The sequence below is a fragment of the Microcoleus sp. MON1_C5 genome, assembly GCF_036701875.1.
Classification (GTDB): Bacteria; Cyanobacteriota; Cyanobacteriia; order Cyanobacteriales; family Microcoleaceae; genus Microcoleus.
On sequence record NZ_JAUBRN010000004.1, the window covers coordinates 59135 to 72303 of the forward strand.

17 protein-coding genes are annotated in these 13169 nt (G+C 46.5%); 9 read left to right on the plus strand and 8 right to left on the minus strand.

Features of this window, described 5'->3' with window-relative positions; all coding sequences use genetic code 11:
* Positions 1-266 precede the first annotated feature (266 nt).
* Both QUA71_RS03190 and QUA71_RS03195 read left to right on the plus strand, forming a co-directional pair.
* Positions 267-2087: an efflux RND transporter periplasmic adaptor subunit gene (locus tag QUA71_RS03190; RefSeq protein ID WP_333282085.1), complete on the plus strand. Its 1821-nt coding sequence runs from the start codon at positions 267-269 to the stop codon at positions 2085-2087.
* Between the two features lie 137 nt (positions 2088-2224).
* Entirely contained in the window at positions 2225-3490 is a 1266-nt protein-coding gene (locus QUA71_RS03195) for an ABC transporter permease (RefSeq protein WP_333282088.1), read from the plus strand.
* A 17-nt stretch (positions 3491-3507) separates the two neighbouring features.
* Here QUA71_RS03195 and QUA71_RS03200 read toward each other — a convergent pair whose 3' ends face one another.
* From QUA71_RS03200 to ndhC, 8 genes are all read right to left on the minus strand, one after another.
* Positions 3508-4887, minus strand: a complete 1380-nt coding sequence (locus tag QUA71_RS03200; RefSeq protein ID WP_333282091.1) for a class I SAM-dependent methyltransferase — start codon at positions 4885-4887, stop codon at positions 3508-3510.
* A gap of 80 nt (positions 4888-4967) precedes the next feature.
* A complete protein-coding gene (locus tag QUA71_RS03205) occupies positions 4968-5630 on the minus strand; it encodes a restriction endonuclease (protein WP_333282094.1) in 663 nt (220 codons plus the stop codon).
* 132 nt (positions 5631-5762) lie between these two features.
* Positions 5763-6011, minus strand: coding sequence for a DUF4926 domain-containing protein (locus QUA71_RS03210; protein ID WP_333282097.1), 249 nt, complete (start codon positions 6009-6011; stop codon positions 5763-5765).
* An 85-nt stretch (positions 6012-6096) separates the two neighbouring features.
* Positions 6097-6324, minus strand: coding sequence for a type II toxin-antitoxin system HicB family antitoxin (locus QUA71_RS03215; protein ID WP_332967673.1), 228 nt, complete (start codon positions 6322-6324; stop codon positions 6097-6099).
* Positions 6321-6545, minus strand: a complete 225-nt coding sequence (locus tag QUA71_RS03220; RefSeq protein WP_006635497.1) for a type II toxin-antitoxin system HicA family toxin — start codon at positions 6543-6545, stop codon at positions 6321-6323. Before QUA71_RS03220 ends, QUA71_RS03215 begins: the two co-directional genes overlap by 4 nt.
* A 165-nt stretch (positions 6546-6710) precedes the next feature.
* Entirely contained in the window at positions 6711-7214 is a 504-nt protein-coding gene (locus tag QUA71_RS03225) for an NAD(P)H-quinone oxidoreductase subunit J (protein ID WP_172190238.1), read from the minus strand.
* On the minus strand, positions 7207-7929 hold the full coding sequence (gene ndhK / locus QUA71_RS03230) for a photosynthetic/respiratory NAD(P)H-quinone oxidoreductase subunit K (protein WP_190661736.1): 723 nt from the start codon (positions 7927-7929) through the stop codon (positions 7207-7209). Before ndhK ends, QUA71_RS03225 begins: the two co-directional genes overlap by 8 nt.
* On the minus strand, positions 7920-8282 hold the full coding sequence (gene ndhC / locus QUA71_RS03235; RefSeq protein ID WP_006635500.1) for a photosynthetic/respiratory NAD(P)H-quinone oxidoreductase subunit C: 363 nt from the start codon (positions 8280-8282) through the stop codon (positions 7920-7922). The genes ndhK and ndhC overlap by 10 nt, the downstream gene beginning before the upstream one ends.
* Before the next feature lie 162 nt (positions 8283-8444).
* On the opposite strand from ndhC, the gene QUA71_RS03240 reads away from it, so the two are divergent.
* The 7 genes from QUA71_RS03240 to QUA71_RS03270 all read left to right on the plus strand — a co-directional run bounded on the left by QUA71_RS03240 (position 8445) and on the right by QUA71_RS03270 (position 13156).
* Positions 8445-8780 carry a rubredoxin gene (locus QUA71_RS03240; RefSeq protein ID WP_333070731.1) on the plus strand — a complete coding sequence of 112 codons (336 nt, stop codon included), beginning with the start codon at positions 8445-8447 and terminating at the stop codon, positions 8778-8780.
* Positions 8767-9780, plus strand: coding sequence for a photosynthesis system II assembly factor Ycf48 (locus QUA71_RS03245; protein ID WP_333282101.1), 1014 nt, complete (start codon positions 8767-8769; stop codon positions 9778-9780). The genes QUA71_RS03240 and QUA71_RS03245 overlap by 14 nt, the downstream gene beginning before the upstream one ends.
* A gap of 56 nt (positions 9781-9836) precedes the next feature.
* On the plus strand, positions 9837-10085 hold the full coding sequence (gene psbE, locus QUA71_RS03250; RefSeq protein WP_006635503.1) for a cytochrome b559 subunit alpha: 249 nt from the start codon (positions 9837-9839) through the stop codon (positions 10083-10085).
* A gap of 20 nt (positions 10086-10105) precedes the next feature.
* Positions 10106-10243 carry a cytochrome b559 subunit beta gene (gene psbF, locus QUA71_RS03255; RefSeq protein ID WP_006635504.1) on the plus strand — a complete coding sequence of 46 codons (138 nt, stop codon included), beginning with the start codon at positions 10106-10108 and terminating at the stop codon, positions 10241-10243.
* Positions 10244-10252: 9 nt separating this feature from the next.
* On the plus strand, positions 10253-10375 hold the full coding sequence (locus QUA71_RS03260) for a photosystem II reaction center protein L (RefSeq protein ID WP_006635505.1): 123 nt from the start codon (positions 10253-10255) through the stop codon (positions 10373-10375).
* 69 nt (positions 10376-10444) lie between these two features.
* Positions 10445-10567 (plus strand): photosystem II reaction center protein J, encoded by a 123-nt coding sequence (locus tag QUA71_RS03265; protein ID WP_006635506.1) that lies wholly within the window; start codon positions 10445-10447, stop codon positions 10565-10567.
* 336 nt (positions 10568-10903) lie between these two features.
* A complete protein-coding gene (locus QUA71_RS03270; RefSeq protein WP_333282104.1) occupies positions 10904-13156 on the plus strand; it encodes a transglycosylase domain-containing protein in 2253 nt (750 codons plus the stop codon).
* The last annotated feature ends 13 nt before the right edge of the window (positions 13157-13169 follow it).

Consider the following 13169-nt stretch of genomic DNA (forward strand, 5'->3'; position numbering starts at 1 on the left):
TAAAACACGTAGGATGTACTCAGATAAAGGCAGGTTTAGCCGCAAAGCTTCAGTAGACAGTTGACTTTATAACTCCGGCGGCAACTCTAATTGAATGCTCATGTCTGCGTTCCTCATCGATCGAGATTCTAAATTAATCGTAGCTGATGTCCTGATTATCCGAAGATACCTGCGCTACAACAGAAAAAATATAACCAGACTTCTCTTGAACCTTTTGTGTTCCCGATCGGTCTAAATTCAAGACAGACCCATCAGGTCTAATTTATATGTACTTAGTAAAGCACTTTCAGATTAAAAAAGAGCTGACTCCGTGGCTCAGCGGACTCCTGGCCGCTTCCCTGCTTGCAGGAGTCGGCTACACAGCTTACAGCCAACTCACAGTCAAATCCAGCCGCGAAACCAGACGCAGGGAAAAAACCGTTGCTGTCGAAAGGGTGAACCTGCCGATTACAATTTCGGCAAACGGCACAATTGTGCCCGAACGTTCCGTTAACGTCAGCCCCAAAACTTCAGGAATGCTCAAAAGTTTGCTTGTCAAGGAAGGAGATAAGGTTGAAAAAGGGCAGATTCTCGCCTACATGGACGACTCCAACCTCGAAGGGCAACTTACCCAAACTCGCGGACAACTCGCCGCCGCAGAAGCAAACCTGGAAAAATTGGTCAACGGCACTCGAACCCAGGACATTGCTGTGGCTAAGGCAGTGTTAGCAGAACAACAGGCAAGTCTGGAAAAATTGCTCAACGGCAATCGAACCCAGGATATTGCTGTAGCTGAGGCAGCGTTAGCTGAACAACAGGCAACGTTGCAAAAATTGCTCAACGGCAATCGAACCCAAGATATTGCCGTAGCCGAGGCACAACTAGCTGAACAACAGGCAAATTTACAAAAATTGATTAAAGGCAATCGCCCTGAAGACATCGCCCAAGCAATTGCCAAACTCAGAGATGCCGAATACGCCAAAAACCAAGCAGAGGAAGACTTTCAGAGAAATCAGGAACTCTATAATGCCGGCGCCATTGCTTTGCAAGTTGTGAACAACTCCCGCACCGCGCGCGATCGAGCTCAAACGCAAGTCAGGCAAGCTGAACAAGCTGTAGCTTTGCTGCAAGCGGGTACTCGCCCTGAAGAAATCGCTTCGGCGCGGGCTGCTGTCGAGCAAAAACGGCAAGCTTTGACCCTGGCGCGATCGGGCGCACGCCCGGAAGACATCGCTGCGGGGCGGGCCGCCGCCGAGCAAAAACGGCAAGCTTTGGCCCTGGCGCGATCGGGCGCACGCCCCGAAGAAATCGCAGCAGCCCAGGCCGCCGTCGAGCAAAAACAGCAAGCTTTGGCGCTGCTAGAAGCCGGTTCTCGCCCGGAAGACATCGCCCAAGCCCGCGCCCAAGTTCTCGCCGCTAGAGGCAGCCTGCAAAGCGTTGAAGCGCTGATCGACGACACTGTGCTGCGGGCTCCTTTCACCGGCACTGTCACCCGCAAGTACGCCGATCCGGGCGCTTTTGTGACTCCCACGACTGCAGGTAGTGCGGTTTCTTCGGCGACTTCTTCTTCGATTTTGTCCTTAGCTTCAAAAAATCAATTAGTAGCAAACGTAGCAGAAACTAATATTTCTGAGATTAAGATCGGCCAGGCTGCATCTATTCAAGCCGATGCTTTTGCGGGAAAGACTTTTGCAGGTAAAATCACTCAAATTTCGCCTCAGTCGATCGTCCAGCAAAATGTGACAAGTTTTGAGGTAAAAGCGGCAATTATTAATGATGATAAACAAATGCTGCGATCGGGAATGAATGTGAATGTGGAGTTTAAGGCTGGTGAACTCAAAAATGTTTTGGTAGTTCCGACTGCGGCAATTGTCCGCCAACAAAGGGAAACGGGGGTTTTTGTTGCGGGTGGAGAAGATGGTAAACCTGCTTTTATGCCGATTAAGACTGGTATGACGGTGGATGACAAGACGGAAGTGCGATCTGGCTTGAAAGGAAATGAAAAAGTGCTGCTTAGTTTACCCCCCGGATTGCGGCCTAGATCCCAAAATCCATCGTCGGGCGGGATTCCGGGTTTGCAACCGGGTGGGGGAACGCGCTTGCGTTAGGGTTTTGATTTTTTTATTGAACCGCGAAGACGCGAAGGGCGCGAAGGAGGAAAAGGAAGAAGGAATAAGGAATAAGGTTTTAATTGCCTATGCTTTTCGGCTCACTGCCCAATACCCAATGCCTAATCAATAATAACATGAAATTACAGACTCGCCCCCGCACAAACAAAATCTCTAACGTTCAAATTGCGTTCATGGCGACAGAGGCGCTGTGGAATAATAAGTTGCGTACCAGTTTAACTATGCTGGGCGTAATTATTGGGATATCTTCGGTAATTGCCATTACTTCTGTGGGACAAGGAGTACAAAAATCAACTGAAGAACAGTTAAAGGCTTTGGGTACAAATGTGCTGTTGGTTTTATCCGGCGCTTCGCGATCGGGCGGTGTCAGTCAGGGAAGCGGTTCTGCTACTACCCTGACTTGGGATGACGCTAAGGCGATCGGCAAACAAGCTCCTGCAGTTAAGGCTATTTCGGCTTATTTGCAGCGCCAAGTGCAAGTGGTTTATGGCGGACAAAATTCATTTACTGCTATTTTGGGAACAGATTTAAATTATCCAGATGTGAAGAACATTCAACCCCAAGAAGGACGGTTTTTTAACGAGGATGAATTGAATGCTGCTGAGCCAGTAGTTGTCCTCGGTTCTAAGGTGCGGGACGAACTTTTTGGAGCCGGAGCTAATCCGCTATCCTCCGATATTCGCATTCAGGGAAACCGCTACAAGGTCATTGGAGTGATGGAAAGCAAGGGGTCTGTAGGGGGAACGGATCAGGACGATCGAGTGTATATTCCCCTCAAAAATATGTCTTCGCGGATTGTGGGGAGAAATTCTTTAGCAGGGATTGCGATATCGGGTTTTTGGTTGGAAACTGCGGGCGAAGCGGATTTAGCGGATGCTCAATTTCAAGTGGAAAATATCATGCGCTTGCGCCACAATATTTATCCGCCACAACCGGATGATTTTCGAGTTGTAAATCAAGCTGAAATCGTTAATACTTTTAGCAATGTGATAGGTTTATTTACGGTTATGATCGGAGCGATAGCCGGAATTTCTTTGGTGGTTGGCGGCATCGGTATTGCTAATATTATGTTGGTGTCGGTTGTGGAACGCACTAAGGAAATCGGAATTCGCAAAGCGGTAGGCGCTACTAATGCAGCAATTCTCATTCAATTCATGGCGGAATCTATTTTAGTTTCCACGGTGGGGGGAACGGCGGGTATTGGGTTGGGAATTGCGATCGCCTTTGGGGCCTCGACAGCGTTCAAATTTCCGTTTGTGGTTTCTGTATGGTCGATCGCAGCAGGTTTTGGGCTGTCTTTTACCGTCGGGTTGTTAGCTGGAGTATTGCCGGCTCGGAATGCGGCTCGCTTAGATCCGATCGCAGCCTTGCGGAATGATTGAAGTGTACTCATCCGCGTTTATCTGCGTGCATCTGCAGTTAAATATTCCAAATCTGCCAGCAATGTTAGATTAAGACAATTTAAAATGCTGGATTTGATCGGGCGCTTTTCATCCCAAAATACCATCGATGAATAAAAGTTAATTGCTGGCGATGAATTCAAAAGCTCAAAAGTTTTACGTGCAACTCTCTCGCTGTCAAAGCTGAGAAAGTAAACAGTATCATCAAAAATCGTAGGTTTATTAGCTATTTCACCGATTAACCTAAAATCCAATTTTTTATAAAGCCCGCAAATTGCAATCTTCCAAAATTTGAAGCTATAATCGCCAACCCCAAAAATAGAAAACCGAGGATTGTGCTGATAAATCTTGCTTTTGCGATTGTCTAGATATTGTCCGCACTCCTCCAGATAGCGCCAGGTTTTAGGAGCTATCTGGCTGATAGGTTCGGTTGACTCGCCAATAAATTTTTGAGTTACTAAAATATAGCGGTTTGTGGCGTTAATGCGATTTTGAGCGACATCCGATCCTTTAAGTAGCGGAAATAGATAAGTTTCCTCAAGCTCGACAGCTTCCCCAAATCCATTGACAAACAAATTATCAATTTTCCGAAACTCCATCACATTCGAGCAGTCATGTTTGACGCCCGATCGCCATTTGGTTCCTGAATTTACAGCATATAAATTACTCAATTTATTGAAAGAATCTATATCTTTAACCAGGAGATTGTTGTGATATCCGATTCGATGACCTTCAGAACTTTCTAAACTGCTAAATACATCGCAGAAGTAGTTTTGTGAACTTAAGTCAAACTTGCAGTATAACAAACACGCATCCACATTTGCACCAAAATACTTTTTAGCATCTATTGTGTAAGTTGCACAGCTAGCGAGATTAAGTTTTTTTGAATGAATGTAGCTCAATAACTTTCTGGCCACGGAAGTCTTGCAAAGCATTGCCAGAGTGGCGTCACGATTTTGCAACCATTGTATCGCATGGATCAGCATCCATTCTGAGATATCGAAGTTACTTTTACCTGTTAGTGCATCTAAGCCAGTGTGCTTTTGAAAATTACTTTTTTTAGGCAAGTTTTCACTGCCAATAGTTCCTTGTTGTGAGTTGGTTACCCAAGGAAAGTTGCCAAGTACCAGCACCCTATGATTAAAGTAGTTGATTAATGATGTCCAGTCAAACTCAAAAAAATCTCCGTGCTTAACCTCACATCTTTCATCCTGTAACAATTCATGCTTAGCTCTTAATTCTCTTAAATAACTTTGATTGATTTCAACCCCGATAATCTTGCTGGCGGATGGAAACAAATTTGCAGCAGCTTTAATGAAATTACCTATCCCGCAAGTTGGCTCAATGATGACTTTGGGGTTAACATCAAGTTCTATCAATTTCCGACACACCATCTCGGCTAATTCCAGCGGTGTCTGAAAATCCCCATATTCTAGTTTGGTTTTGCGATCGTTGGAACTCATCGGTTAGATTGATAAACTGCGATAACCCCTTCCTGTTGTCCAGCACGCTCAATCACTCTTCCATACTGAAGTCGCCATTGCAACGCATTAGAAATCGTCAAAAAACCTTGCTGTGGTGGGTTTCTCAGTATTTCGTCTGCAATGTTACCTGCTTCAATTTCGTCAACAGGTAAATTTTTGTCAAACATGAAAGCAAGCAAATCATCTTTATTGCCTTCATTGTCTAAAATATTACGAATTCCACGGGTCATTTGAAAATCTGCTGTTCTTTCCGCACTCACGTAAATTGTATGCAAAATATTCAGCGTTGCAGTTCGGATCGTACTGTTGTCTGTCTTTTCGTAAACAAAGATAATCAGTGAATATCCCAGCCCAAAAATCTTTTGCCGTGCAGATTTGAAAGGACATGACGACTGCGGTTGCCTAACGCTTGTTACCTTCACGTCAACTAATATCCCTGGAAAATCGATGCCGCTTGCTGAATTACCATCTATAAATTCATACTGCTGCTTGAGGTAGAGTCTGAACTTTTGCTCCAAATATGTCCCAACAGCCTTTCCGTCTGTGATGCCGTAAAGCAAAGGTTCTGGGTGTTGAGACTCGGCGGCTGAAAATATTGCCGCCTCAGAACAAAGAATTTCTACGGTCAGAGTCGTCATTTTGATGAACCACCAGATTATTTAATTTGCTGACCAATTAAACGGTATCATTAAATATCGCAGGTTTATTAGCTATTTCACTTATCAACCTGAAATCCAATTTTTTATAAAGTCAGCAAGTTATTTTGCCACTTATGCTGTAACCATTTCGGGTTTGCGATCCGGTGATGCTGGCTCAAAGTACAACACCATGATTTGCTCTGGATGCAACCCGACAGATTCATAAGTGCGTCCGTTGCGAGCGCTAAATTCAACTTCAAACGCTGCACCATCAGCCAACAGTTCAACCACAGTCCCTACTTGTCCGCGCCACAGATTGTATTCAGGAAGGTCAACTGTCAATGCAACGACATCTAGTAATTTAATTGTATTCTTTGCCACTCTTATTACCTCCAGGCACTACAGAGGATAGCAGGTTGTTAATCTCGGAATCTCCGAATCATGCTCAATGACTTCAAATCTATGCTCAAGCAAACAGCAAGTTTTGTACTAAAGTTTTAGGTGCTGGGAGAGATTTACCATCTGCCTGATATTCTTCAACTAAAAGCTCTAATACCTCCACTGCATTCTGCAAAGCTTCTTCGTAGGTATCTCCGTGAGTGTGGAACTGCTGAGATGGAAAATCAGGTAAGTGAACTAGGTAGCAGTTATCTTCATTTGACCATTGAATAACAATTATATAAGGTAATTTCATGATTCAGACTCCTCTTCTTCAATTGCTTTCAATATTCCAATTTTTCGATTAACTTCTCTCTCTAAATACAGTTTCGCATCATCGCCATCATTTCCAGCAATGGTAATTGGTTCATTAGGTAGTAAAGGATGAACCCATCTTGTATGACTGCCTTTTGCCGAACGATAAGTAAACCCAGCTTTTAGCAACAGGCTTTTGAGTTCTCTAATCTTTTTGGGCATAAACAGACATCAAAAATGTAGCAACGTGACGGACACACTTTCATCATATCCCAGAAACTTTTGATCGACATTTCAAAAAAAAACGCACAAAAAAATGTACCCACTCCTTAAAGAAGTGGGTGCAAAATAACTAACTGTATTTTGAGCTAAAAACTCAAAATTTCCTTAATAAGCGTCTTGCAATTCGTAGAAATCAGGGGAAATGTAATCTTTCCGCAGCGGCCAGCCTACCCAATCTTCGTTCATCAAAATCCGTTTCAGATTCGGATGTCCTTCGTAGACTATGCCGTACATATCGTAGGATTCCCGCTCTTGAAAGTCGGCTGCTTTCCAAATCCAGTAGACTGATGGCACTCTGGGATCTTCGCGCGGTACGAATACTTTGACGCGGACTTCTTCAGGCTTGGAAGCATTGTCTGTCAGTTTAACCAAGTGGTAGACGCTGACTAAATCTTGTCCGGGCCCTTGGTCGTAGGCGCACTGGCACTGCATATAATTAAACCCGTAGGCATACAGTGCTGTTGACATCGGAATTAAGAATTCTCGATCGACCTTTAATATCTCCACGCCCAAATTATCGGCCGCTAAAGCTTCGTGTTCAAAGCCATTCTGAGTCAACCACTGGGAAACCTTCCCGGCTTCAACAATTGCAGATTCTGTCTCAGCCACGGTTTACCTCCTGTTTTTGTCCTGCAAGCAGGGCCGGCGGTACTGGCATTCCCATTGCTTCTGTCAATTCCTTCGGCGGCGCTATCCGGCCTGGAATAGACAAGTATTTGCCGTCCAAAATGTCGTCTACTACTTTCATTTTGTGGGGTCTGGTGTAGTAGCGGTGGGTGGGCAGCAATCTGGCCCGTTCTTGCATGGAATCGTTGGCGATTTTTTTCCGCAGTTTGATAATTGCGTCAATAATCGCTTCTGGGCGGGGGGGACAGCCGGGGATGTACACGTCTACAGGAATCAGTTTGTCAACGCCTCTGACTGCTGTGGTGGAGTCCATGCTGAACATTCCGCCGGTGATGGTGCAAGCGCCCATCGCGATGACGTATTTGGGTTCCGGCATTTGTTCGTACAGCCGCACCAAGATGGGGGCGTACTTCATGGTAATGGTGCCGGCCGTGATGATCAAGTCGGCTTGCCGGGGGCTCGATCGCGGTACTAAGCCGAATCTGTCGAAGTCAAAGCGCGATCCGATCAAAGCTGCAAATTCGATGAAGCAGCAGGCGGTGCCGAAAAGCAGCGGCCACAGGCTCGAAAGTCTCGCCCAATTGTAGAGGTCATCCACTGTTGTCAGGATGACGTTCTCTGAGAGTTGGGATGTGACTTCGGGGCGCTCGACAGGGTTGATCAGCGCTTTTTGTGATTTGTCAGAACTTAAGACCATTCCAAGGCTCCTTTGCGCCATGCATAGACAAGAGCAATAACGAGGATCGTGATAAAAAACAAGGCTTCGATGAAAGCCAACAGTCCTAGCTGGTTGAAAGCAACCGCCCAAGGATAGAGGAAGACGGTCTCTACGTCGAAGATGACGAAGACTAGGGCGAACATATAATATCTGATGTTGAACTGAATCCAGGCTCCGCCGATCGGCTCGACGCCAGATTCGTAGGTAGTGCGTCGGTCGTAGGGACGACTTTTCGGGCGCAGTACCTTAGACGCCGTGAGGGCGAGGATAGGAACTAGGCTGGAAATTAACAGGAAGCCTAAGAAATACTCGTAGCCGCTGAGTGCAAACACGGTGAATAATTACTGCCTAGGTGAAAGGGTTCTGTAACTTGTCTGTTACATTATATAGATTTTGGGTAGCTAAAATTACGAGTTGGTTGAGATTGATCGTCCATCTTCTGCAATAATTTTTAATGTATATTTTAAGATTAGCTTACCTACTCTTTTGGAGCTATGAGCGATCGAGCCACTGAGACTAAGACCCTCGATCGGCACGAGTGCCGCGCCTGCGGCTACGTCTACGATCCGAAAAAGGGGAATCCTAAAAATGACATTGCCCCGGGCACGGCTTTTGAAGATTTGCCCCAAACTTGGGTCTGTCCCGTTTGCGGGGCACGCAAATCGGTGTTTCAAAATCTCGGTCAGATGGAAGGGGTATCGGGATTTAAGGCAAATCAGCGCTACGGTGTCGGTGTCAACGGCATGACCGAAGGTCAGAAAAGTTTGCTGATTTTTGGCGGCTTGGTCGTTGGTTTCTTGTTGTTACTTAGTATGTATGGTTTGCAGTAAAACGATTGTGAGATTTTGGCAACGAATTGTAATGTTATTGGCCGCTGCCCTCATCTGTACGAGTTGCAGCACCATCGGTTCCGTGAGTTACAACCCCTGGCAAGTTATTTCCTTGCCGACGGAAGCTAATTTGCAGGATATTGCCTTTACGGGCAATTCTCAGCACGGCTGGGTTGTGGGTTCTGAGGCGACTTTGCTCGAAACCCTTGACGGTGGCACTAGCTGGAAGTCTATAGCACTGGATATCGACGATCCGAGGTCGCGTTTTGCGTCGGTGAGTTTCTCTGGTTCCGAAGGCTGGATTGTCGGCCAGCCTTCAGTTTTGCTCCACACGAACGATGAGGGCAAGTCTTGGACGCGGATTGCTTTGAGCAGTCAGTTGCCGGGTTCTCCGAGTACGATCGCAGCTTTGGGCCCGAATTCCGCCGAGATGACGACAGATGTGGGGGCGATATACCGGACTTCCGACGGTGGCAAAAATTGGAAAGCTGTCGTGCAGGATTCTTTTGGGGTAGTTCGCAATATCAACCGTTCTGAAGACGGGCAGTATGTTGCGGTTTCCTCGAAGGGCAATTTCTACTCGGTGTGGAAACCCGGACAACAAGCTTGGGAACCTCACAACCGCAATAGTTCTCGCCGCCTGCAAAATATGGGCTTTACCAAGGACGGGCGTTTGTGGATGCTCGCCCGCGGCGGTCAGATTCAGTTTAGCGACCCGTCCAATCCTGACGGTTGGGGAAAACCGTTTTTTCCCGATCGCAAAGCGAGTTGGGGTTTGCTGGACATGGCTTACCGGACTGATAATGAAGTTTGGGTAGCCGGCGGCGGCGGCAATTTGCTGTGCAGTTTGGACGGCGGGAAAACTTGGCTAAAAGACCGCGAAGTAGAAGATGTTCCCGCTAATTTTTACAGGATTGTCTTTATGGGCCCCGATCGCGGATTTGTGATCGGCGCGAGCGGTACTTTACTTAAATATCAAGGTTCAGCACAAGCTGCTTGATAGTAGAATAGTAATAGAGATTGTCTGTCAATTTGTTGTTGAAAGGAGGATTCTAAATGGCTGGTACAACTGGAGAACGTCCGTTTGGGGACATTATTACAAGTATCCGTTATTGGGTAATTCACAGCATCACCATTCCAGCTTTGTTTATTGCTGGATGGCTGTTTGTGCAAACGGGTTTGGCTTACGATGCTTTCGGAACTCCTCGCCCTAACCAGTATTTCACACCGCAGCGGGAAGAAGTGCCGATTATCTCGGATCGCTTTGAAGCTAAGAAACAAGTAGATCAGTTCATTGCCAAGTAATTTAACAAGGATTTGGAAAAATGACGAGCAGAACCCCAAATAATGAGCCAATTTCGTATCCTATTTTTACGGTGCGCTGGTTGGCAGTTCATACTTTAGGTGTCCCAACAATTTTCTTTTTGGGCGCGATCGCAGCAATGCAATTTATTCAACGATAGGAGTTTACAATGCCTGAGCGCCTTCCTAATCCCAACGAGCAGCCTGTTGAGTTAAACCGGACTTCTTTGTATTTGGGTTTGTTGCTGATTTTTACTCTGGGTATTTTGTTTTCCAGTTATTTCTTTAACTAACTGGTGTCTGAGTTTGCTTTCGATAGTTCGATCGAATGTGTTTAGCTGTGAATTAGTGAGGTGATAGCTATGTTTAGTGAAAGTGGCAGAATTCCTTTGTGGCTGGTAGCTACTGTCGCAGGTCTCGGTGTTCTGAGCATTGTGAGCCTTTTCTTCTACGGTGCTTATGCCGGTTTGGGTTCTTCGATGTAAGGAGAATTAAGCCGATTTTCGGCTTTTAACCCCCCTTTTTCAAGGGGGGTTTTAATTACTTAAAGTGTGTTGGTAAATTAGGGATAAATTTGATTTAAAGTGTTGATGTTTGGGCAAGTTTATGATATTTTAATTCTCTCGTGATAGCGGGATTTTTTGTGGTTGGGTAGAGATTTGCTCAATAAACGGATTCCGAGCGGGTTCACCAATCACCGCAAAATCGATCGCCACTAGCCGACGATAGCCTCCTTCTGTGGGGCAGATCCTGAAATTAGCCAAAAGTTGCGAGTAGAATGGTGCAAGAGCCGATCGCTCGACTGTAGTGCACAGCGAAATATGACCCCACCGCCGCCGCCCCGCAAACCTCAAACCGTCTTGGGTGCAATTACCCAAGCAGTCCAGACTATTGCCAAGGTTAATTTTAACCAGCTAGCGCTGAAACCAAACGCCAAAGTACCCGAACTGTGGGTACAGGATGCGGGTGCAGCTAAAGCTGAGGTTTATCCGCTGTTAGGCGATCGATATTTGTTAGGTCGATCGTCCAAATCTTCAGATATTGTAGTTCGCAATCCCGTTGTCAGTCACGTGCACTTATCTCTGTCGCGGGATACTCGGCGGCGGACTCCTTTTGTCATCAAAGATGAAGACTCTACCAACGGCATTTACAGCGGCAAAAGGCGAGTTAAAAGTATGTCCCTGCGTCACGGAGACGTGTTCACTTTAGGGCCGCCGGAACTAGCCGCCGCTGTCAGAATTCAGTACGTATATCCGCCGCCTTGGTATTTGGAACTGGTGCGTTACAGCTTTTACGGCGTCAGCGGAATAACCGCTTTGATTGCCGTGTTGGTAGGGATGGAATCGACAAAGTTTCAAGTGCGGCCTCTGCCGAGAAGTATCAATGGCCCCGTGATTGTTTACGCGCGCGACGGGCAAACTCCCCTGCGTCCTCCTCAGAATAACGCTCACTTAGAATTAAAAAAATTGCAGGATTTTTCGCCTTATTTATCCAAGGCGGTACTTGCTTCGGAAGACAGCCGCTACAATTGGCATTTGGGGGTCGATCCGCTGGGGGTTTTGCGGGCGCTTTTGACCAATGTTCGCGGGGGAGGAATTCGCGAAGGCGGCAGCACTGTGACGCAGCAGTTAGCGAGGAGTTTGTTTCGAGATTATGTGGGAACTCAAGATTCGGCAGGACGCAAGTTGCGGGAAGCCGTAGTTGCTTTTAAACTGGAGACTTATTACAGCAAAGATGAGCTGTTGCTGACTTATTTAAATCGGGTGTTCTTAGGAATTGACCTTTACGGTTTTGAGGATGCGTCTCGGTTTTATTTTGGCAAATCGGCGAAGGATTTAACTTTGTCAGAGGCGGCAACTTTGGCGGGCATTTTGCCGGCGCCAAACAGTTTTAATCCGATTCAAAATTATCAATTGGCGGTGCAGTACCGCGATCGAGTGATCGAACGGATGCGGGCACTGGGGACGGTTTCTCAGGAAGAAGCAGATCGCGCGAGGCGATCGCGAATTGAGATCAATCCCAAAGCTCGCGAATTTTTGCAAAGTACCATCGCTCCTTATTTCTACAGTTATGTATTTGACGAATTGGAGTTTTTGCTGGGGGAACAGTTAGCCCGAGAAGGCAATTTTATTGTAGAAACAGGTTTGAATCCCGGTCTGCAAAAGTTGGCGGAAAGTTCCCTCAGAAATGCTGTTGAAAATGCGGGAGCCAGTGCAGGTTTTTCTCAAGGAGCTGTGGTAACTCTCAATAGTACAACCGGAGAAGTCTTAGCTTTAGTTGGGGGCGTAGATTATTTGAAAAGTCAGTTTAATCGGGCTACTCAAGCTTTGAGACAGCCCGGTTCTACATTTAAGATTTTCACCTATGCAGCCGCCCTGGAACGGGGAATCTCAGCCGAGAAAACTTATTCTTGCGCCCCCCTTTCCTGGGGGGGACAAAGTTACAGCGGCTGCGAAAGAACCAGCGGCAGTGTGGATATGTATCGCGGCTTGGCGTTGTCGGAAAATGCAATTGCATTAAGAGTAGCACAGGATGTCGGTTTAGAAGATGTAGTGCAAATGGCTAGGCGTTTGGGGATTACTTCTGAACTGCGTTCTAACCCGGGTTTAGTATTAGGTGAAAGTGAAGTTAATGTGTTGCAATTAACGGGTGCTTTCGGGGTTTTGGCCAATCGGGGTTTGGGAAATCGTCCCCACGTAATTAAGCGAATTATTGACAGCAGCGATTGCAAAGATAGAAATGATTTTAACAGTTGCCGAGTGATTTATGACTATCAAAAAGATGGCATTGCCAATCGGCAGTTAGTTTCTGAAGCCGTGGCGGATACGATGACTGATATGCTGCAAGGTGTTGTGCGGGGAGGTACGGGCAGCAGTGCTGCTTTGGGGTTGGGAGAAGCTGGAAAAACAGGCACAACTAATGATAATAGAGATTTGTGGTTTGTCGGTTATATTCCGAGCCAGCAACTGGTGACAGGAGTTTGGTTGGGAAATGATGATAATTCTCCGACTGGGGGAGGTAGTGCAAATGCCGCTCAGTTGTGGGGGGAATATATGCGGCAGGTGGCGCGTTGAGTCATCAGCACAG

Coding starts and splice junctions, on each gene's coding strand:
- QUA71_RS03190 (WP_333282085.1), top strand. CDS start 267: ATGTACTTAGTAAAGCACTTTCAGATTAAAAAAGAGCTGACTCCGTGG.
- QUA71_RS03195 (WP_333282088.1), top strand. CDS start 2,225: ATGAAATTACAGACTCGCCCCCGCACAAACAAAATCTCTAACGTTCAA.
- QUA71_RS03205 (WP_333282094.1), bottom strand. CDS start 5,630: ATGACGACTCTGACCGTAGAAATTCTTTGTTCTGAGGCGGCAATATTT.
- QUA71_RS03215 (WP_332967673.1), bottom strand. CDS start 6,324: ATGAAATTACCTTATATAATTGTTATTCAATGGTCAAATGAAGATAAC.
- QUA71_RS03220 (WP_006635497.1), bottom strand. CDS start 6,545: ATGCCCAAAAAGATTAGAGAACTCAAAAGCCTGTTGCTAAAAGCTGGG.
- ndhK (WP_190661736.1), bottom strand. CDS start 7,929: ATGGTCTTAAGTTCTGACAAATCACAAAAAGCGCTGATCAACCCTGTC.
- QUA71_RS03240 (WP_333070731.1), top strand. CDS start 8,445: ATGAGCGATCGAGCCACTGAGACTAAGACCCTCGATCGGCACGAGTGC.
- QUA71_RS03245 (WP_333282101.1), top strand. CDS start 8,767: ATGGTTTGCAGTAAAACGATTGTGAGATTTTGGCAACGAATTGTAATG.
- psbE (WP_006635503.1), top strand. CDS start 9,837: ATGGCTGGTACAACTGGAGAACGTCCGTTTGGGGACATTATTACAAGT.
- psbF (WP_006635504.1), top strand. CDS start 10,106: ATGACGAGCAGAACCCCAAATAATGAGCCAATTTCGTATCCTATTTTT.
- QUA71_RS03260 (WP_006635505.1), top strand. CDS start 10,253: ATGCCTGAGCGCCTTCCTAATCCCAACGAGCAGCCTGTTGAGTTAAAC.
- QUA71_RS03265 (WP_006635506.1), top strand. CDS start 10,445: ATGTTTAGTGAAAGTGGCAGAATTCCTTTGTGGCTGGTAGCTACTGTC.
- QUA71_RS03270 (WP_333282104.1), top strand. CDS start 10,904: ATGACCCCACCGCCGCCGCCCCGCAAACCTCAAACCGTCTTGGGTGCA.